14 protein-coding genes, 1 pseudogene and 1 CRISPR repeat array are annotated in these 20,686 nt (G+C 68.7%); of the genes and pseudogenes, 6 read left to right on the top strand and 9 right to left on the bottom strand.

Annotated features, from left to right (window positions below):
* Positions 1-78: 78 nt before the first annotated feature.
* The 4 genes from LG388_RS15390 (at position 79) to cas3f (ending at position 12,527) form a co-directional block, all read left to right on the top strand.
* Positions 79-2,205 carry a flotillin family protein gene (locus LG388_RS15390; RefSeq protein ID WP_225783629.1) on the top strand — a complete coding sequence of 709 codons (2,127 nt, stop codon included), beginning with the start codon at positions 79-81 and terminating at the stop codon, positions 2,203-2,205.
* 85 nt (positions 2,206-2,290) lie between these two features.
* On the top strand, positions 2,291-8,104 hold the full coding sequence (locus LG388_RS15385; RefSeq protein WP_225783628.1) for a DNA repair ATPase: 5,814 nt from the start codon (positions 2,291-2,293) through the stop codon (positions 8,102-8,104).
* A 29-nt stretch (positions 8,105-8,133) separates the two neighbouring features.
* Positions 8,134-9,135, top strand: coding sequence for a type I-F CRISPR-associated endonuclease Cas1f (gene cas1f, locus LG388_RS15380; RefSeq protein WP_225783627.1), 1,002 nt, complete (start codon positions 8,134-8,136; stop codon positions 9,133-9,135).
* On the top strand, positions 9,132-12,527 hold the full coding sequence (cas3f, locus tag LG388_RS15375; RefSeq protein WP_225783626.1) for a type I-F CRISPR-associated helicase Cas3f: 3,396 nt from the start codon (positions 9,132-9,134) through the stop codon (positions 12,525-12,527). The genes cas1f and cas3f overlap by 4 nt, the downstream gene beginning before the upstream one ends.
* On the opposite strand, the gene LG388_RS15370 is transcribed toward cas3f, so the two are convergent.
* The 9 genes and pseudogenes from LG388_RS15370 to LG388_RS15330 form a co-directional block, all read right to left on the bottom strand.
* The gene (locus tag LG388_RS15370; protein ID WP_225783625.1) at positions 12,511-12,900 is read right to left on the bottom strand and encodes a DUF86 domain-containing protein; all 390 of its coding nucleotides are present in this window, start codon (positions 12,898-12,900) and stop codon (positions 12,511-12,513) included. The two genes, cas3f and LG388_RS15370, sit on opposite strands and share 17 nt — an antisense overlap.
* On the bottom strand, positions 12,897-13,187 hold the full coding sequence (locus LG388_RS15365; RefSeq protein WP_225783624.1) for a nucleotidyltransferase family protein: 291 nt from the start codon (positions 13,185-13,187) through the stop codon (positions 12,897-12,899). The genes LG388_RS15370 and LG388_RS15365 overlap by 4 nt, the downstream gene beginning before the upstream one ends.
* Before the next feature lie 376 nt (positions 13,188-13,563).
* On the bottom strand, positions 13,564-14,379 hold the full coding sequence (gene istB / locus LG388_RS15360) for an IS21-like element helper ATPase IstB (protein ID WP_225782451.1): 816 nt from the start codon (positions 14,377-14,379) through the stop codon (positions 13,564-13,566).
* Positions 14,372-15,898, bottom strand: a complete 1,527-nt coding sequence (gene istA / locus LG388_RS15355; RefSeq protein ID WP_225782461.1) for an IS21 family transposase — start codon at positions 15,896-15,898, stop codon at positions 14,372-14,374. The genes istB and istA overlap by 8 nt, the downstream gene beginning before the upstream one ends.
* 142 nt (positions 15,899-16,040) lie before the next feature.
* A CRISPR array of direct repeats spans positions 16,041-16,308; the repeat unit is 28 nt; unit sequence CGTCACTGCCGCATAGGCAGCTCAGAAA.
* A gap of 17 nt (positions 16,309-16,325) precedes the next feature.
* Positions 16,326-16,850: pseudogene (locus LG388_RS26830) on the bottom strand (DUF924 family protein); the annotation flags it as partial.
* A gap of 5 nt (positions 16,851-16,855) precedes the next feature.
* Positions 16,856-17,779 (bottom strand): hydroxymethylglutaryl-CoA lyase, encoded by a 924-nt coding sequence (locus LG388_RS15345; protein WP_225783623.1) that lies wholly within the window; start codon positions 17,777-17,779, stop codon positions 16,856-16,858.
* A 160-nt stretch (positions 17,780-17,939) separates the two neighbouring features.
* Entirely contained in the window at positions 17,940-18,578 is a 639-nt protein-coding gene (locus LG388_RS15340) for an ankyrin repeat domain-containing protein (protein WP_370630205.1), read from the bottom strand.
* Positions 18,579-18,651: 73 nt separating this feature from the next.
* On the bottom strand, positions 18,652-19,125 hold the full coding sequence (locus tag LG388_RS15335) for a DUF2214 domain-containing protein (protein ID WP_225783621.1): 474 nt from the start codon (positions 19,123-19,125) through the stop codon (positions 18,652-18,654).
* A gap of 49 nt (positions 19,126-19,174) precedes the next feature.
* Positions 19,175-19,597, bottom strand: coding sequence for a DUF6152 family protein (locus LG388_RS15330; RefSeq protein WP_225783620.1), 423 nt, complete (start codon positions 19,595-19,597; stop codon positions 19,175-19,177).
* Positions 19,598-19,809: 212 nt separating this feature from the next.
* On the opposite strand from LG388_RS15330, the gene LG388_RS15325 reads away from it, so the two are divergent.
* Positions 19,810-20,127 (top strand): hypothetical protein, encoded by a 318-nt coding sequence (locus tag LG388_RS15325; RefSeq protein ID WP_225783619.1) that lies wholly within the window; start codon positions 19,810-19,812, stop codon positions 20,125-20,127.
* A gap of 70 nt (positions 20,128-20,197) precedes the next feature.
* Complete coding sequence (locus LG388_RS15320) at positions 20,198-20,413, top strand: DUF3820 family protein (RefSeq protein ID WP_225783618.1); 216 nt, start codon at positions 20,198-20,200, stop codon at positions 20,411-20,413.
* Positions 20,414-20,686 lie beyond the last annotated feature (273 nt).

The following is a 20,686-nucleotide window of genomic DNA, read 5'->3' as shown; positions in this document are numbered from 1 at the left end:
TCCTTCCCCTGAGGGGCTGACACAGGCCCCCTCGCCTGCCCACAGCCCTTCTACTCTTCCTCTCCAGCGAGCCTTTGCATGTCCTCTTCGATCATCACCTTCGTGGTCCTGGCCGTCATCGCGATCATCGTGATCTTCGGCGTCTTCGCGATGTTCTCCCGCTTCTATCACAAGGTGGAGCAGGGCCACGCGCTGATCATCAACCCCTTCCGCGGCGACCCGAAGGTCACTTTCACCGGCGGCCTGGTGCTGCCCATCATCAACAAGGCCGAGCTGATGGACATCTCGATCAAGACCATCGAGATCGACCGCTCGGGCGACCAAGGCCTGATCTGCGCGGACAACATCCGCGCCGACATCAAGGTGAAGTTCTTCGTGCGCGTGAACCAGACCGCCGAAGACGTGCTGCACGTCGCGCAGTCCATCGGCTGCGACCGCGCCTCCAACCAGTCCACGCTGGAAGACCTGTTCTCGGCCAAGTTCTCCGAGGCGCTCAAGACCGTGGGCAAGGCCATGGACTTCGTCGACCTGTACGACGCGCGCGACGTCTTCCGCGACAAGATCATGAGCCAGATCGGCAACGACCTGTCGGGCTACGTACTCGAAAGCTCGGCCATCGACTACCTGGAGCAGACGCCGCTGGCACGCCTGGACTCCAACAACATCCTCGACGCGCAGGGCATCAAGAAGATCACGCAGCTCACGGCCGTGGAGCACGTGGTGACCAACGAACTGCGCCGCAACGAGGAGATGCAGATCAAGAAGAAGAACGTCGAGACGCAGGAAGCGCTGCTGGAGCTGGAACGCCAGCAGGCCGACGCCACCGCGCGCCAGGCGCGCGAAGTGGCCGGCGTGCGCGCCCGCGAAGAGGCCGAGACCGCCAAGATCCAGGCCGAGGAACGCACGCGTGCCGAGATGGCACGCCTGCAGGCCGAGCAGCAGATCGCGGTGCAGAACGAGAACGTGCTGCGCGAAAAGGAAGTGGCCGAGAACAACCGCAAGCGCGCGGTCGTCATCGAACAGGAACGCGTGACCCGCGCCCAGGACCTGGAAGTGGTGGCGCGCGAGAAGGAGGTGACGCTGCAGCGCATCGAAAAAGACAAGGCCGTCGAAGTGCAGAAGAAGGCCATTGCCGACGTGATCCGCGAGCGCATCGTGGTCGAGCGCACGGTGGCCGAGCAGGAAGAGGCGATCAAGGAAGTGCGTGAAGTGGCCGAGGCCGACCGCACGCGCAAGGCGGTGGTGATCGGTGCCGAAGCCGCGGCCGAGGAAAAGGTGATCCTGGAAGTGAAGGCCGCCGAGGCGCAGGAACGCAAGGCGCGCCACAAGGCCGCCGAGGACCTGCTGCTGGCCGATGCCCGCCTGAAGGTGGCCGAGCGCGAGGCCGAGGCCAAGAAGCGCGAGGCCGAAGGCATCGAGGCCCTGTCGGCCGCGCCGGGCCTGGCCGACGCCAAGGTGCAGGTGGCCAGCGCCAGCGCCAAGCTGGCCAGCCTGGAAGCCGAGGCCACCGGCACCGAGAAGGTGGGCCGTGCCCAGGCGCAGGTGACCGAGGCGCAGGCCCAAGCCGAGGCCGTGGGCATCCGCGCGCGCATGGAGGCCGAAGCCGCCGGCAAGGAAAAGATCGGCCAGGCCGATGCGCTGGTGCGCACGGTGGACGCCGAGGCGCTGGCCAAGCAGGGCGATGCCGAGGCGCACAACATCGACGTCAAGTTCAGCGCCGAAGCGCGCGGCCTGAAGGAGAAGTTCGAGGCCATGAAGGCCATGAGCCCGGAAACGCGCGAGCACGAGGAATACCGCATGCGCCTGGAGCGCGCGCACCTGGAGACGCTCAAGCAGATCGAGGCGCAGCAGGCCATCGCCAGGGAACAGGCCGAAGTGCTGGGCATCGCGCTCAAGAACGCCAGGATCGACATCGTGGGCGGCCAGGGCGACTACTTCGACAGCTTCGTCAAGGCGCTGTCGGTGGGCAAGGGCATCGACGCCGCGGTGAACAAGAGCGACACGCTGAAGATCGCCTTCAAGGAACAGCTGGCCGGCGAGCGCGACGTGGTCGAGGACCTGTCGCAGCTGCTGGGCGCGGCGGGCCAGTCGGCCGGCGCGCTGCAGAACCTGAGCGTCTCGGCCCTGGTCGGCAAGGTGATGAGCGAAGGCACCGAAAGCCAGAAGCAGGCGCTGCAGAACCTGGTGCAGAGCCTGCGCAAGTAAGCCTGCCTGCGCCGGCCTCTTCGCGCCACCGGCGAAGAGGCCGGCCTGAAGCGCCCTTCACTGCCCCCTCGCCTTCCGAACCTGCATGTCCAGCTCCTCCGCCTCCTCCCCTGACGCGAACGACAGCGCCGCCATCGACGCCAGCGTGGCCGAAAGCAGCAGCTACGAGCTGCTCAAGAAGCGCCTGGAGGTGCAGGGCGACCAGCTGCTGGCGAAGGCGCAGGCGCTCAATGCCGAGCGCGTCGCGCACTTCGGCCAGCGCGAACAGCAGCTGCTGCTGCGCACGCGCGCGCGCACCGAGCACAACTGCGTGGCGCGCGACCTGGCCTGGATCGGCGGCAACCGGCTGCTCTTCGGCTACAACGTGTTCATGGGCCTCAAGCGCGAAACGCGCGTGGAGGACGTGTTCGCGATCTACGAGCTGGCGCACCACGCAGCCGATGCGGCGGGCAACCCCGAGAACGACGAGCTGGTGCAGGTGCCGCTGGACGGCAGCTTCCTGGCCGATCCGCGCTTCGTCTCGGACTTCAACGAGCTCTACACCTACTACAAGCAGGCCACGCTGCAGCTGCTGCGGCCCACGCCCGAGTTCCTGCTGGCGGCCTTCCAGATCGGCCAGACGGCGGGCGACATCCGCGTGTTCCGCTGGAAGCGCGAGAACGACGGCTCGCTCAAGTACGTGGACAACCGTGGCGAGCGCGACCTGGCGCCGCCGCCCAGCCACGACTTCGCCTGGACGCCGCTCACGCGCGAGCACCACGTCGGCGGCGCGCATCCGCACATCAACGTGCTGGACACGCTCTTCGTCGAGACCACGGGCGGCACGCTCACCGTCAAGGTCGAGAACAACACCGAGACCGGCCTGGGCATCTACGAAGAGCCGGTGGAAGACGCCAACCAGGCGCTGGGCGATGCCGAAATCGCCTACGCCCGGCTGGGCCTCCTGATCCTGCTGCAGGTGCGGCCCTACCGCGAACAGACGACGCGCTACCTGGTCTACAACCAGCGCACGCAGCAGGTGCTGCGCATCGACGCCATCGGCGCCTCGTGCATGCAGCTGCCCGAAGACCACGGCATCATCTTCCCGGGCGGCTACTACCTGCAGTCGGGCGAGCACAAGCGCTTCGACCTGCCGCCCGAACTGACCGAGCAGCTGCGCTTCACGCGCATGCTGCGCTCGCCCAACGGCGAGGACGTGGCCTATGTGTTCTATGGCACCGTGCCGCCGCCCCAGGGGAGCCCGGCCACGCTGGACGCGGGCTGCTACGCCCTCTTCACCTACAACCTGATCGAGAAGTCGCTGGCCGCGCCCATCCTGGCCGATGGCTACAGCCGCTTCCCCGATGGCCGCCTGCTGGTCTTCCAGGCCGCGCGCGGCGAGGCCACGCGCGTGCACCCGATGCAGCTGTGGCAGACGCCCTTTGCCACCGAGGAGCACGCGAGCCAGCAGCCGGCCGGCACCGGCTCTTTCGTCGCCGGGCCGCCCCAGGACGAAAGCAGCCCCTCGGGGGACAGCGGACCTCGCGCAGCGGGGGAGCGTGCGGGGCGCTTTTTCGCCCGCGTGGGCAATGCCGACCTGGTGCGCGGCATCTCCGACCTGCTGGGCATCGCGCGCGCCGTGCGCGAACAGGTGCCCACGCGCACCGCCTACGAAGACCTGATCCGCCAGTGCCTGCGCGCGCGCGACGCCTACTTCTGGCTGGACGCGGCCGAGGCGCAGAACGCCGCCGCCGATCTGCAGGCCATCGAGCAGGCCGCGCAGGCCACGCTGGGCGAATTCGAGAAGGTGGAGAGCATCCGCCAGGACACGGCCCGCGCCCTGCAGAAGGCCGAAGGCCAGCAGCGCGAGCTGATGACCGAGATCGCGAGCCAGATGTGGCGCAGCCCGCAGGACTTCGTGCGCGCGCTGGAGCGCCTGCGCCAGCGCCAGGGCGAGTTGCATCTGCTGCGCGAGCTGCGCTATGCCGACCTGCCGCGCATCGACACCATGGCCGCGCAGCTGGCCACCGAGCAGCAGCGCGTGGGCGAACGCGCCATGCAGTTCCTGTCGGACGAGAAGGCCTTCGACGGGCAGCGCAAGGCGTTGGCCGCCGTGGCCGCGGCATTGCCGCAAGCCGCCACCGCGACGCTGCTGGGTGAACAGCTGCAGGCGCTGGACACCGAAGCCGCCGGCCTGGACCTGCTGAGCGAACAGCTGGGCCACCTGCCGGGCGGCGATGCCGTGCAGCGCACCGCCATCCTGGACCGCATCGCGCTGCTGTACGCCGACATCAACCGCCTGCGCGCCGATGCGCGTGCGCGCCGCCGCAGCCTGGGCGCGGCCGAGCAGCGCGCCGAATTCGGCGCCCAGTTCAAGCTCTTCGGCCAGGCCGTGGAGAACGCGCTCGAGCTATCGGACACGCCCGAGAAATGCGACGAGGCGCTCACGCGCCTGCTGGCGCAGCTGGAAGACATCGAAGGCCGCTTTGCCGAGCAGGAAGAGTTCCTGGCCGACATTGCGACCCAGCGCGAGACCGTGTACGAGGCGCTGTCGGCCCGGCGCCAGAGCTTGGTGGAGGCGCAGCAGCGCCGCGCCAAGGCGCTGGGCGATGCGGCGGGCCGTGTGCTCGACGGCGTGCCGCGCCGCGTGGCCGGCTTCACCGAACTGGCGCAGGTGCACAGCTACTTCGCGTCCGACCCGATGCTGGCCAAGCTGCGCGAGCAGATCGCCGAACTGCGCAAGCTGGGCGCCAGCGTGGCGGCCGACGACATCGCCACGCGCTTGAAGACCGCGCAGGACCAGGCCGTGCGCGCCGTGCGCGACCAGCGCGAGCTCTCGGCCGGCACCGAAGGTGGCCTGAAGCTGGGCACGCACACCTTCACCGTCAACAGGCAGCCGCTGGACCTGACGCTGGTCGGCCATGGCGAAGGCCTGGCCTGGCAGATCACGGGCACCGATTACCTGGCGCCCGCGCACGACGCGCGGCTGGAAGCGCTGCGGCCCTTCTGGCAACAGGCCCTGATATCCGAAACGCCGCAGCTCGCGCGCGCCGAATACCTGGCCGCCGAATGGCTGGCCGCGCTGGAGCGCGGCGAGGCCGAGCCCGGCTGGGCCGAACTGCTGGTGCAGCTGGCCGAGCATGCGAAGGCCGCAGACACGGCCGCCGATGCCGCGCCACCCGCGGCCCTGCTCGATTCACTGCGCCGCTTCGCCGCCAGCCGCTACCAGGAGGGCTACCAGCGCGGCATCCACGACGACGACGCGCTGGCCATCGTGCGCGTGCTGGCGCCGATCCAGCAGGCGGCCGGCCTGCTGGTCTACGGGCCGGCCGAGCGCGCGCTGGCCAAGCTCTACTGGCACCTGGGGCTGCGCGAGGAAAGCCGCCTGTCGCTGGCACGACGCGCGCGCAGCGCGCAGCACATCGCCCAGCTCTTCGGCCAGACCCAGCCGCGCGACACGCTGGAGCAGGAAGCCGCCCAGGGCCTGCGCGGCTTCCTCGACGCGCAGCGCGTGCTGCAGCACGAATGGCTGCCCGGGCTGGCGCAGGCGCTGGGAGCGGCCCTGAACGTTGAAGACAGAAGCGACCCGCCGCGCGAGGCGCTGCTGCAGACCCTGGCCGAGGAAGGCGCCGCCTACCTGGTGCGCGAACTGGCGCAGACCGAGGGCGCGGCCGACCTCACGCCCGCCACGCCGCACTGGGTGATCAGCGGCGCCGGCGAAGACCTGGCGCAAGGGCTTCAGCGGGCGCTGGACCGCGGCGGCCTGGCCAGCGCATGGCAGCGCGACCTGCAGGCCGCCGAGCCGCTGGAGCGCTGGCGCCTGGCGCGCGGCTGGCTGCAGGCCTTCGCCGACTCGCAGGCGCAAGACGGCCAGCCCCAGGCGCTCGCCTGGATCGACGATGCCGCCACGGCGCTGACTTTCGGTGGCGCACGCCGGCGCATCAATGCCGCACTGGACGCCACCGTGAGCGGCCTGCGCAGCGAGCACCCGCGCATCCGCGAGGGCGCCCTGCCCTTCAACCTCAACGACTTCCGCCGCCGCGTGCGCCACCACCGCCGTCATGCGGCGCCGGGCTTCGCGCAGCTGCAGGCGCTGCGGCACGAACTGCTGGTGCAGGAGAAGAAGCGCCTGCACCTGGAACAGTTCCAGGCCAAGCCGATGGCCACTTTCGTGCGCAACCGGCTGATCGACGAGGTGTACCTGCCGCTGATCGGCAACAACCTGGCCAAGCAGCTGGGCGCGGCCGGCGAAAGCGCGCGCACCGACCGCATGGGCCTGCTGCTGCTGATCTCGCCGCCCGGCTACGGCAAGACCACGCTGATGGAATACGTGGCCAACCGGCTGGGCCTGGTCTTCGTGCGCATCAACTGCCCGGCGCTGGGCCACGGCGTGACCAGCATCGACCCCGCCACCGCGCCCAACAGCGCGGCGCGGCAGGAGCTGGAAAAGCTCAACCTCGGCCTGGCGATGGGCAGCAACGTGATGCTGTACCTGGACGACATCCAGCACACGCATCCCGAATTCTTGCAGAAGTTCATCGCGCTGGCCGACGGCACGCGCCGCATCGAAGGCGTGTGGCAGGGCCAGCCGCGCACCTGGGACATGCGCGGCAAGCGCTTCGCCATCGTCATGTCGGGCAACCCGTACACCGAGTCGGGCGACGTGTTCAAGATCCCCGACATGCTGGCCAACCGCGCCGACATCTACAACCTGGGCGACGTGCTCTCGGGCCGCGAGGCGGTGTTCGCGCTGTCGTACATCGAGAACGCGCTGACCTCGCACCCGGTCACGCAGCCGCTGGCCGCGCGCGAACCCAAGGACGTGCACCTGCTGGTGCGCCTGGCGCAGGGCGAGGCGATCGATGCCGGCAGCTTCGCGCATCCCTACAGCGCGGTGGAGCTGGACGAACTCAAGGGCCTGCTGCAGCGCCTGTTCAAGGTGCGCGACGTGCTGCTGAAGGTGAACCTGGCCTACATCGAATCCGCCGCGCAGGACGACCGATACCGCGACAAGCCCCCCTTCCGCCTGCAGGGCAGCTACCGGAACATGGCGCGGCTGGCGCCGCAGGTCACGCCGCTGATGCGCGACGACGAGATCGACGCGCTGCTGCGCGACCACTACCGCGGCGAAGCCCAGACGCTGACCACCGGCGCCGAAGAGAACCTGCTGGCGCTGGCCCACCTGATCGGCCAGGCCACGCCCGAGGAACAGGCGCGCTGGCAGCAGATCCGCGAGGACTTCGTGCGCCAGCGCAAGCTGGGCGGCAGCGAGGATGACCCCAGCCTGCGCGTCACGAATGGCCTGCTGGACATCGCGCGCAGCGTGGAAGCGCTGGCCCCGCGCCAGCCGCTGGCCGAGCTGGCCGGGCCGCTGGTCGAGCGCTTCTCGTCCCATCTGTCCAGCCAGCTGTCCACGCAATTCGCCAACGGTCTGGCCCAGGTCGGCAGCCACATGGCGACGCAGATGGCGACCCACCTGGACGACCGCGTGCAGGTGCCGCTTGCGCGCATCGCCGACCAGCTGGCCGCGGCCGGCCCCGAGCGGCAGGCGCTGCTGGACCGGCTCGCGAAGCCGCTGGCCGGCCTGGGCGCGCTGGCGCAGCAACTCCAGGCCGGCCACACCGAGTCGCAACAGCAACTGCGCGCCAGCCTGGACGCCAGCGCCGCCGCCCTGCAGGCCCTGCGCGAGAGCACCGAGGCGCTGCACACCCACAGCGACGCCGCGCAGAACCAGCGCATGGTCGATGCGCTGCTGTCGCTGTCGGTCACCTACCGCCAGCTCATCATGCCGCTGGTGAAGGCCGTCGAAGCGCGCATGGGCATGGACACGGCGCATCCCGAGGTGGCGCGTGTGGAGGGGGAGCTGCAGGCGCTGGAGGAGAAGCAGGCGAGGCGCAGCGGAAACAAGAGCCGCGAGTAGTCGCTCATCCCGGGACACAGGAGCACCTCATGGACGACTTCAGCCCCACCGACCTCAAGACGATCCTGCATTCCAAGCGAGCCAACCTGTACTACCTGGAGCACTGTCGCGTTCTGGTCAACGGTGGCCGTGTCGAGTATGTGACGGACGAGGGCAAGCGCCAGCTGTACTGGAACATTCCCATCGCCAACACCACCACGGTGCTTCTCGGCACGGGTACGTCCATCACGCAGGCTGCCATGCGCGAACTGGCCAAGGCCGGCGTGCTGGTAGGCTTCTGCGGAGGGGGCGGAACGCCTTTGTTCAGTGCCAACGAGGTCGATGTGGACGTGGCATGGCTCACGCCGCAGAGCGAATACCGGCCCACGGAGTACCTGCAGCACTGGGTGCGCTTCTGGTTCGACGACGGGCTGCGCCTCGCCGCGGCCAAGGCCTTCCAGCGCGCGCGGCTGGGGCGCATCCGTTCGCAGTGGCTCAAGAGTCGTGCCTTGAAGGATGCGGGATTCATGGTGGATGCGCAGGCGCTGGAGGCGGCGCTGGCAGCCTCGCTGCGCAGCATCGACGCTGCCCCAGACAACACCTTCCAGCTGACCGAGGAAGCACGCCTGTCCAAGCACTTGTTCAAGCTGGCCGCGCAGGCGACGAAGTATGGTGAGTTCACCCGTGCCAAGCGCGGTGAGAGCGGTGATCCGGCCAACCGCTTCCTCGATCACGGCAACTACCTGGCCTACGGTCTGGGTGCCACAGCCACCTGGGTGCTGGGTCTGCCGCATGGCCTGGCCGTGCTGCATGGCAAGACACGCCGTGGCGGCCTGGTGTTCGACGTGGCCGACCTCGTGAAGGACGCCACCATCCTGCCGCTGGCCTTCGTGGCCGCCGTGCGCGGCGACGAGGAGCAGGATTTCCGTCGCGCCTGCATCGAGAGCCTCACCCGCAGCGAGGCGCTGGACTTCATGATCGACACCGTGAAGGCCGTGGCCGAGCAGGGTGGCCGGCTGGCGCAGGCCAAGGCACAGAGCTCCGGCGCATGAACGTCCTGCTCGTTTCCCAATGCGACAAGCGCGCGTTGACAGAGACGCGCCGCATCCTCGACCAGTTCGCCGAGCGCCGTGGCGAGCGTACCTGGCAGACCCCGATCACCCAGGACGGGCTGGACACGCTGCGCCGCCTGCTGCGCAAGACCGCGCGCAAGAACACTGCGGTGGCCTGCCACTGGATCCGCGGGATGGACCACAGCGAGATGCTGTGGGTGGTGGGCGATGCCAGCCGATTCAATGCCGAAGGCGCAGTGCCCACCAACACCACCGCGCGCAATGTGCTGCGGGCGCGGGACGAGAACGACTGGCAGACAGGTGAAGACATCCATCTGCTCGGCACGCTGGCCGCGCTGCTGCACGACCTGGGCAAGGCCACGGCCGCGTTCCAGCAGCGCCTGCAGGGCCACGGTCCGCTGACGCGCAACCTGTACCGCCACGAGTGGGTGTCGGTGCGGCTCTTCCAGGCTTTCGTCGGCCGCGATGACGACGCCGTCTGGCTCGCACGACTGGCTGCACCCGATGCGCGAGACGACGCCAGTTGGTTCGACCGGCTGCAATGCGATGGCATGGGTGCTCCGTGCGACAAGCCTTTTGCCGTGCTGCCGCCACTGGCGCAGGCCGTGGCCTGGCTGGTGCTGACGCACCATCGATTGCCAGTCAAACCACGCCCCGACGGGACCAGGTTGGGCAGGAAGCTCGCCCCCTTGAATCCCGATGACCTGACCGACCTGCTGGCCCAGGTCGACGCGAGCTGGAACGAGCAATGCACCGAGACCGCTCGCGAGCACATCAGCCCTTACTGGCAGTTCCCGCACGGCTTGCCCGTGACCACCACCGCCTGGCGCGAGCGCGCAGCCCGCGTGGCCAGGCGCCTTGCCGCGCTGAGACAGCAGCCCGGCAAGGGCGACTGGCTGGCCAACCCCTACGTGATGCACGTGTCGCGCCTGGCGCTGATGCTGGCCGACCACCACTATTCCAGCCTGACCGATCCGAAGGACACCCGGCGTGTGCGTGGCGAGCGTGGCTACCCGCTGGCCGCCAACACGCGCTTTGACAGCGAAGGCCGGCGCGTAGTCAACCAAACGCTGGATGAGCACCTGGTGGGTGTGGCCCGCCACTGCGCCGAGCTGTGCCACGCGCTGCCGCGCTTCGAGCAGCACCTCCCGCGCCTCGCACGCCACAAGGGCCTGAAGCGGCGCAGCGACGATGCGCGCTTTCGCTGGCAGGACAAGGCGGCCGATCTGGCGGCCGGCATGCGTACCGCTGCAGCGGCCGGTGGCGCCTTCATCGTCAACATGGCCTCCACCGGCTGCGGCAAGACGCTGGCCAATGCGCGCGTCATGTACGCGCTGGCGGACCCGCAGCAGGGCATGCGCTGCAGCTTTGCGCTGGGGCTGCGCACGCTGACCCTGCAGACCGGCCGCGTCTACCGCGACGACGTGCGGCTGGGCGATGAGGTGGTGGCCATCCGCGTGGGCGGTGCGCCCAGCCGGGAGTTGTTCGAACACCAGCTCGCGCAAGCTGAAGCCACGGGATCCGCTTCAAGCCAGGCACTGCTCGGCGAAGCGGGCGACCACGACGATGGCGGCGTGTTCTTCGAAGGCAACACCGATGGACACCCCCTCTTGGCCAAGGCCATGCACGACCCCGCCGTGCGCAAGCTGCTGGCCGCGCCGGTGCTGGTCTGCACCATTGACCACCTGACGCCTGCCACCGAGAGCCAACGCGGCGGCCGGCAGATCGCGCCCATGCTGCGGCTGATGAGCAGCGACCTGGTGCTCGACGAGCTGGACGACTTCGACATCGCGGACCTGCCAGCCGTGGCCCGACTGGTGCATTGGGCCGGCCTGCTGGGGGCGCGCGTGATGATCTCGTCGGCCACGCTGCCACCGGCATTGGTGCAGGGCATGTTTGAGGCCTATCGGGATGGTCGCAGCCTGTATGCCCGCAACCGCGGCTTACGGCCTGGCGAGGCCGCGCCGATCGCCTGCGCCTGGGTCGACGAATTCGACCAGCAGCGGCATGACAGTGATGAGGCTGCAGGCTTTGCACAGGCCCATCTCGGATTCGTGCGGCAGCGTCATGCGCATCTGGCCAAAGGGCTGGTGCGTCGCCGCGTGGAGTTGCTTCCGTTCACGCATGCCGGCCGGGCGGCCGATCTGCCGACCCACGCCGCTCAGTGCATCCGCGAAGCCGTAGCCACGCTGCACCAACGCCACCACGGGCACGACCCGGTCACGGGCAAGCGCGTGAGCTTCGGCCTGGTGCGCATGGCCAACATCGCGCCGCTGGTGGAGGTGGCGCTGGCCCTGTACCGCCTGGGGGCGCCAGCAGGCATGCGGCTGCACCTGTGTGTGTACCACTCGCGCTTTCCGCTGCTGCTGCGCTCGGCCATCGAGCGCGTGCTGGACCAGGCGCTGGACCGCCGGGAGGACGGCGCGGTGTTCCGCCTGCCCGAGGTGCGTGCGCGGCTGGTCGCGCACGACGAGGACGACCAGGTCTTCGTCGTGCTCGGCAGCCCCGTCACCGAAGTGGGCCGCGACCACGACTATGACTGGGCCGTGGTCGAGCCCTCGTCCATGCGTTCGCTGATCCAGCTGGCGGGCCGCGTGTGGCGCCACCGGCCGCTGCGCGAATGCACGGCACCGAACGTGATCGTGCTGGACCACAACCTGCGCTTCTGGTCGCAACCGGACCAGCCCGCTTTCATGCGCCCGGGTTTCGAGACCACCAGTCAGCGCCTGCCGCGCAAGCCCCTGGGCGAACTGCTGCGCCCCGGCGAGCGCGAGGTCATCGACGCCCGGCCGCGCATCCTGCCGCAGCCGGCGTTGCGGCCGGACGCCAGCCTCGTCGACCTGGAACACGCGCGCCTGCAGGCCACCCTGCAGCCCGCGCCGCCGGTTGCCGTCGCGTCACCCTCTCCCGGACGCCGCAGCAACAGCCGCGTGGAAGCGACCGCTCAGCACGAACTGTTCGCCCACCACTGGTGGACCTTGGCGCGGCACGATGCCTTGCTGGCGGCGGTGCTGCAACAGCAGCAGCCGTTCCGCCAGGACGACGGCCGGGAGGTCGACGCCTGCCTGTTGCCGGATGAAGATGGTGAGGACTTCGCCCTGCATCTCGTGCAGGACAAGCCAGGGGTGAAGCGCGAGACGCTCTACGTCGAGTACGACAGCAAGCTGGAACGCGTTCCCGGCGCCGCTGTGGCTGGCGAGCGCATCGCCCCCTGGAACGCGCCGGACTACCTGCAGACGCTGGCCGACCTCGCGGCGGCGCTCGATATGCCTTTGCTGCTGTGCGCGCAGCGATATGGCCAAGTCACGCTGCCAGACCATGACCGGGGTTGGCGCTTCCACCCGGCGCTGGGATTCACGAAGCGTCGCTAGGGAGATCGCCCACCGTCTGGTCTGCTTCGGCGATCAGGGCAGGCAGTTGGGCAAGCAGTTCCGGCAGCGCCGCTGCCATCGTTTCCCACAGCACCTCATAGTCGATCTTGAAGTAGCCGTGGGCCACCCGGTTGCGCATGTTGCGAATCGAGCGCCACGGCACCGCAGCGTGCCGCGCCATGAAGTCAGGATACGCATCCATGACCTTGGCCGAGGCCTCGCCCAGGATGACGAAGTTGAAGAGCACGGCCTGCTGGGTGCGCCGGTCGGCCTGAAAGGCGGCGAGGTCCATTCCGGCGATGTAGGCCAGCGTCTGCTCGGCGGCCTCCTGGATGTGCCGCAGATAGTCCGCCAAGCGCGGCTGAGACTTCATACGGGCTGCGCTTCGGCCAGGACCGCAGCGCGGAACTTGTCGGGCAAGGAGTTGGGCGTCAGTACGTCGACCTTGACGCCCAGCAGATCCTCCAGTTCACCTTGAAGCCCTCCCAGGTCAAACAGCGTGGTCTGCGGCAACGGATCGACCAGCAGGTCGAGGTCGCTGTCCTCGCTGTCGTCCCCATGCAGCACCGAGCCAAAGACGCGTGGATTCGTCACCCGAAAGCGGCTGGCAATCCGGCGGATATCTTGGCGCTTCTGTTGGAACGGGACGGAGGGTTTCATGGTGTGCTGCCTATTCGGCAGTAGTACAAAAGAGTAGCAAAACTCCAGCGTTCATATTTCTGAGCTGCCTGTGCGGCAGTGGCAACGTGGAGTGTAGACCTACCTACCTGCATCGAAGCCGGTTCTTACTACAGCGCTCATAGGTTTATTTTCCGGCCACTCTCCTTCAGAATCCGCGAAACGGGTTCGGGATGGGGTGCTTCCTTGCACCCCATCCCAAACTCGCCGCACTCCAGGCCGGCAAGCCTGGCCCCTCAACCCGTCTGCAAACAAATGGAGGTTCATCGTGCGTAGCGCTCACGTCTGTTGATTCATCAGCACAACTGAGCCAGTGATCACGTTGAATATTGAGCCACTGGGTTGATGGATTCTTTGACTATTCGGTTGTGGATAAGTCTATCGGGTCTGCTGTTTTTCGATCTCCTTTCTGGCTCTTTGGGCGTTGCTTTGGGGGAGCCGCGCCAGCGGCACTGGAGTGCTTGAATCGCCAGCTCTCGTTGCCCGTCTCGACGATGTGGCAATGGTGCGTGAGCCGGTCAAGCAAGGCCGTGGTCATCTTGGCGTCTCCAAAGACGCTGCTCCACTCCGAGAAGGTGAGGTTGGTGGTGATCACCACGCTCGTTCGCTCATAGAGTTTGGAGAGCAGGTGGAACAGCATCGCGCCGCCCGACTGCGTGAATGGCAGGTAGCCCAGTTCATCCAGGATCACCAGATCGACGTACATCAGGCGGTGCGCCATTTGCCCGGCCTTGTTCTGCGCCTTCTCCAGCTCCAGGGCGTTGACCAGCTCCACCGTTGAGAAGAAGCGCACCCGCTTGCCATGCATGCGAATGGCCTCGATCCCCAGGCTCGTGGCCAGGTGGGTTTTACCCGTGCCGGGGCCACCAACCAGCACCACGTTGTGCGCCGACTCCACGAAGCGAAGGGTGTGCAACTGGCGCACCAGTGCTTCGTCGAGCTGCGCGTGGGCGAAGTCAAAGCCGGCGAGGTCACGGTGCGAAGGGAAGCGCGCCACGCGCATCTGGTAAGCCATGGAACGCACCTCACGCTGAGCGGTCTCGGCCTTGATGAGCTGGTGCAGCACGGCCTCATGATCCAGCGACTTCATGCGGGCGGTGCCCAGTACCTCCGGCCAGGCACTGGCCATGCCGTGCAGGCCCAGCGCTTTGAGGGCATCAATGACGTCATGCATGGTCGGACTCCGGTGATGCCTCATGAGGCTGGACGTTGCGCAGTGCGTCGTAGCGCTGCAGGTTGGCCAGTGGCGGCGTGTTGAGCTTGAGCATCGTGGCCACCGGTGGCTCGGGCACGCGCTGCTCCTTCAGACGCGAGAGCACGTTGAGCACGTGCTCGGCACTCACCCGCCCGGACTGCAGCGCCAGCTCTACCGCCACCACCACGGCCTCCAGTCCATGCAGGCTCACCCCCATGAGCACCTGCGCCATCACCCTGTCGCCACCGCTGTGGCGCAGCAACTGGCGCTGCATTTCCTGCAGTGGCTCGGGCATGGTCTTGAAGGGCGCGCCGTTGCGCAGCGCGCCGGGCTTTCGCTCGATGAGCGCGATGTAATGCATCCAGTCGTAGAGCGTCTGATCACGTTCGAAGCTGCGCGCCAGGCGCACCTGTCGCCCATCGGGCCCGACCACCAGCAGGCCATCCGCGTAGGCCCGCAGACTGACCACCGCATGAATCCATTCACACGGCACGCTGTAGCGGTTGCGCTGGAAGTGGATCAGTGCGGTCGCAGAGACCCGTACCGGCTGCTCCACGTAGCCATCAAACGCACGGGGGTTGGGCATGAGACGAGCACGTTCGTCCTGCCAGACATCGGCCACCGTGAGCTGAGTCCATTCCGGGTGACTCATCTCAGCCCAGGCCTTCACGCAGGCCTGCTGCAACCAGTCGTTGAGTTCACCAAGCGTCCCCCAGCGCCGCTCGCTGGCCTCACGCCAGATGTCCTTGCGCCGATCCTGAACGTTCTTCTCCACGACCCCCTTCTCCCAGCCGGCGGCCCGGTTGCAGAACTCCGGCTCGAACAGGTAGTGCCCGGTCATCGCCTCGAAGCGTGCATTGACGCTGCGCTGTTTGCCATGGCCGACCTTGTCCACAGCGGTCTTCATGTTGTCGTAGATGCCCCGCCGGGGCACGCCACCGAAGAGGGCGAACGCCCGTGCGTGCGCATCGAACAGCATCTCGTGCGCTTGGCTGTAGTACGCCACCAGGCAGAAGGCGCGACTGGCCGCCAGCTTGGTGTGTGCCACTTCCAGGCGGCGGCGCAGCCCGCCGATGAACAGGTACTCGCAGCTCCAGTCGAACTGGAACGCCTCGCCCAACTCGAAGCTCAGCGGCACGAACCCCGCACCACGCGCAGCGTTGCCTTGCTCTTGCTGCCAGCGCTGGGCAAAGGCGTAGACCGGCCCTCGGCTGCCGCTGTAGCCCTGCGCGCGCAGCGCCTCAAACATGGCCTTGATCCCGCGTCGATCGCGTTTGCTGCGATGGCTATCGGCCTTGAGCCATTGGCTCAACTGCTCCTTGTACGGATCCAGGATGCTGGGGCCCGACACCCGCTGCGGGTATCGGGGTTCGGCCATCTGCCCGTCTTTGAGCCACTTGGTGGCTGTGTTGCGCGAGATGCCCAGGCGCCGGCTGGCCTCGCGCACCGACACGTCCTGCCTCAGCACGAGGCGGCGTAACTTGCTCAATGTGCTCACGTTGATCACTCCTGCTCCCCCGTGCTGAAAAATTCAGCAGGATAGAGCGGCAACGTGGCTCAAATTTCAACGTGAATGCGTCCCGAAATGGCCCAGCTTTGGAAATGAATCAACAGCCGCCGTCTCGGCGTCTCCCCAGGATCGTCACTGCCGCATAGGCAGCTCAGAAATTGCGGGTTCGGCGCCAGCGTCGGCCCAGGGGCGTCACTGCCGCATAGGCAGCTCAGAAAATCACGGAAACAGGCTGACGGCCGGCGGGCCTCGTCACTGCCGCATAGGCAGCTCAGAAAAGGCGCCCCGCGATCCCGGCCGCCCGCACCTCCGTCACTGCCGCATAGGCAGCTCAGAAATCGGCCAGCAGGGCGCGGATGGTGTCGGGGTTCGTCACTGCCGCATAGGCAGCTCAGAAGCTCGAACCCGGCTGCTTCAGGAATTCGATTTCCTCGGCCGTCGAACTGCGGCCGAGGATGGCGTTGCGGTGCGGGTAGCGACCGAAGCGGTCCACGATGGCCTTGTGCTTGAGCTCGAAGTCATGGTTGTGGGCGGGCGCGAAATCGCGGAACAGCGGTTCGGCCCAGGCATGAATGGCGCGCGACTCGCTGTGCATGAAGGGCATCAGCAGGAAGGCGCGCCGGTCGGGCTGCAAGGCGGCGTGCCACCCGCGCAGCACGGCCTCCTGCGCCAGCGCCAGGGCCATCGCGTCCTGCGCAAAGGCCTGCTTGGTGCCGCGGAAGATGTTGCGCGAGAACTGGTCGAGCACGATCACCTCGGCCAGCCGGCCTTCGGGCGTGGCGCGCCAGGCATGCAGCTCGGCCTGCGCGGCCGCCTGCAGCGTGGGCAGGAAGCGCTCGCGCAGCTGCGCGTCGAAGGCGGCGTCCGCCTTCCACCATTGCGCGGGCGTGCATTCCTCGAACCAGAAACGCAGGATGGCCTCGGCGGCCTGGACTTCCATGGCGCTCAGCCCGCGCGCTTGACGCGGATGGCCTTGGACACGCGCGAATGCGGCTCGCGGCCCAGCGCTTCGCTGATGTACATGCCGGCGTCGATCAGCGCATCGAGGTCGACGCCCGTGGCGATGCCCATGCCCTGCAGCAGGTAGACCACGTCTTCGGTGGCCACGTTGCCCGTCGCGCCCTTGGCGTAGGGACAGCCGCCCAGGCCCGCCACGGAGGACTGGAAGTTCCACACGCCCATGCCGAGCGCGGCCAGCGTGTTCGACAGCGCTTGGCCATAGGTGTCGTGGAAATGGCCGGAGATCTGGTCGATGCCGAAGTGCGCCTGCGTCGCCTCGATGGCCCGCTGCACCTTGATCGGCGTGCCCACGCCGATGGTGTCGGCCACGTCCACGCGTTCCACGCCGATGCCTTTCATGAGGCCGGCCAGGTAGCCCACTTTCTCGGGCGCGATCTCGCCTTCGTAAGGGCAGCCCACGGTGCAGCTCATGGCGCCGCGCACGGCGATGCCCTGCGCACGCGCGGCCTCGACCACGGGCGCGAAGCGCTCGATGCTCTCGGCGATGGAGCAGTTGATGTTCTTCTGGCTGAAGGCCTCGCTGGCGGCGCCGAAGACCACGATCTCGTCGGGCCACTCGGCGCGCGGCGCGGCCAGGGCCGCTTCCAGCCCCTTCATGTTGGGCGTGAGCACCGAGTAGCGCACGCCCGGCTGGCGCCGGATGCCGTGCAGCACCTCGGCGTTGTCGGCCATCTGCGGCACCCACTTGGGGCTCACGAAGCTGGTGACCTCGATCTCCTGCAGGCCGGCGGCCTGCAGGCGGTGCACCAGTTCCACCTTGACGGCGGCGGGCACGGGCTGCTTTTCGTTCTGCAGGCCGTCGCGCGGGCCCACATCGATGATCTTCACGCGGGAGGGGTAGGAAGCCATGGTGTGCAGTGTCTCTGTGCGGGCGCGGCGCGGCAGCCGGCCGGGCCCCGGGGGAACGAAAAGGCAAGCCTACGCGATCCGCGCGGCCCTTGCCGGCCAAGGTCGTTGCAAATCGCGCCAAGCGAAGGCGTGGGGCCGGTGGGGACCTCCTGCGGCAGGCTCATCGTGCGCCGGCCGCCTCCAGCAGCCGCACGATCTGCGTCTGCCCGCGTCGGCGCGCATGCTGCAGCGGACGCACGCCGTCGCGGTCGGCCCGGTTCAGGTCGGCGCGCGCCTCGATGAGCAGCTGCACGATCTGCTGGTGCGGCGGCCCGCCATCGCTGAGCACGATGGCCTCCAGCAGCCCGGTCCAGCCCAGGCGGTTCACGTGGTCCACGTCCACGCCGGCCGCGATCAAGGTGCGCACGGTTTCCACATGGCCGCGCTCGCAGGCGGGGATCAGCGCCGTGCCGCCATAGCGGTTGGTGCTGCGCAGGTCGGCGCCATGCGCCAGCGTGAGCTTCAGAATCTCCAGGTGGCCGCGCGCGCCGGCGTAAAGGTAGGGGCTGTCCTGGATCGCGTCTTTCGCATTCACGTCGGCACCGGCCTCGATGAGCAGCCGCGCCGCCTCGATCTGGTTGGCATGCGTGGCGGCCAGCAGGGCGGTGCGGCCCTGCGCGTCGCGCGCGTCCACGGCTGCGCCGGTCGCCAGCAGCCGGCGCAGGGCGTTCAGGTCGTTGGCCTGGGCGGCCTGGTGCAATGGAGGCATGGCGGTTTCCGGGTCCTCGGCGATGGCGAACGGGCCCCAGGCCAGCGCCATGGCGCCCAGCGCCCGGCGGCGGTTGATGGGCCGGCTCCTGTCGGGCGTTCTCATGGCGCCCAGGATAGCGGCCTCACAGAAAGCCGATCCACCGCCCGGCCAGCAGCACGCCCAGCCACAGCAGCAGCGACAGGCGCGCGCGCCAGCGCACCCCGGCCGTGGGCGGCGCGCCGCCGAGCACCGCCCGCCAGCCCGGCGCCGCGTGCTGCCAGGCCACGTTGAGCAACGCGAGGAACAGCAGCGCGAGCTTGTACAGAAAGGCCGGGTTGTCCGCATAGTCGACCGGCCGCACGCTGAACAGCCACAGCCCCGTGGGCAGGGCCAGCGCCAGCCCCGCCGCGGCCGTGCGCGACAGGGCGCGTGCCAGCAGCGGCAGCCCCTCGCCGCGCAGCCCGCCGGCCAGCCGCAGGTCCAGCGGGACGATGGCGCCCAGCAGCAGCGCCAGCCCCAGGAGATGGACCGTGTTGACGAACAGGTAGGCCGTGCCCGAACCCTGGAGCCAGCGCCCCCCGGGCCAGGTGCCGAGCAGGCTCAGCCAGGCATCCACGGCAGCGCGCCCCGTTCAGGTCCGGCCTCCGTCGTGCGCACGGCGCGGCTCAGTGGCGGATGCGCTCGGGGTACATGTCGTAGGGCTTGCCATCGAGCGTGATGCGCACCGCCTTCATGTGCGGCTTGCTGTGGTCCTGGTGCCGGTTGCCCAGCACCACGATGGCATCGCCCACCTTGGCAGTCTCGCCCGTGAAGCCCGAGCGCTGCGTCTGCGACGGGTTGCCCAGGTCCACCTGCCAGCGCGTCCCGTCCGCGGCCTTCACGCGCAGGGTGGGATGCGGCGGCGCCATCGAGATGGACTCCAGCGTCCCGTGGAGCGTGATCTGCTCGCCGTCGGCCCAGGACCAGCCATGGTGGGCCTGGGCGGCCGGGGCCAGCAGGGCCAGCAGCGCCGGAGCAGCGGCCAGCAGGGTCCGGCGCGCGCAACGGACGCGTGCCGCGCGGGGCGGGAGGTTCTGCGCATTCGTCATGGGAAGCACTCCTTGTCAAGCGGTGGGCCAGCATAGCCGGCTGCGCTTTCCCGGTTCGGCCCATACGGACATGGGGATGCGGTGCGCCCGGCCTTGCAAGCCGCGGCCGCCGGCCGCCGCTTACCTCTTCTTACGGGCAAGGGCCCAGGCCGCGATACCTTTGGCCGACTCCGCGAAAACGCTTCTTCCGGCCTTCGCCACACGAGCTGCCCATGCCATCCTCCCTCCTCGCCCTTCTGGCCGGCGCCGCCCTGCTCTCCCCGGCGCTGGCCCTGGCAGACCCCCACGACCCTGGCCACGGCCAGCGCGGCCAGGGCCACCGCGCGCACAAGGAGGTGTACTGGGACGGGCCCTGCAAGGTGGAGCGCAAGTGGAAGAAGGACGGCGCGTACAAGGAGGAGCGCAAGTGCAAGGGCCCCGCGCCCGGCTACGGCGGCCCGGCGCCCGTGCCTGTGTATGCGCCGCCGGCCTATGGGCCTGCGCCCGATCCGGGAGGCCTCGTGATCCAGGGCACGGTGCGCCTGCGGTAGGCGCGCCCCTCCCGCAGGCCGCGCGCCGGCAAGTCCGAGGGCGCGGCGCACGGGCGCTACGCTTGCGCGCATGAATCCTGAAGACCTGCAACGCCTCGTCACCCTGCCCATGCCCTTCGGCAAGCACAAGGGCACGCTGCTGGCCGACCTGCCGGGCAACTACCTGACCTGGTTCGCGCGCGAAGGCTTTCCCAAGGGGGAGATCGGCCGCCTGCTGGCGCTGATGCACGAGATCGACCACAACGGGCTGCGGCCCTTGCTGCAGCCGCTGCGCCCCCGGCGCTGACGGCCCCCCGCGGGGCGAACGCCGGCGCGGCGTTTGCGCCACACACCGCGCGCCGGGGCGCGCCCGCATCCGCGCGCGGCGGCGAGCTCCCTCACAATGCGGCACGCGTGCATGCAAGCGCCGAGCCCTGCATGCCACGAGAACTCAGAGCCTGTTCAGTGTCTCCAAGGGGTCGCGCAGCCGCCTTGCCGGGTGGCCTGCAAGGCGCAGCGCGCCGCTCGTAGCGATCTACGCGCAAGCGCTGCAACGCCGCAGGACGCCCGGCAAGGCGAC

It is taken from the genome of Xenophilus sp. Marseille-Q4582 (genome assembly GCF_916700565.1).
Taxonomy (GTDB): Bacteria; Pseudomonadota; Gammaproteobacteria; order Burkholderiales; family Burkholderiaceae_C; genus Xenophilus.
The sequence above is the reverse complement of the archived record's forward strand: the minus strand, read 5'-3'. Positions and strand labels throughout refer to the sequence as shown.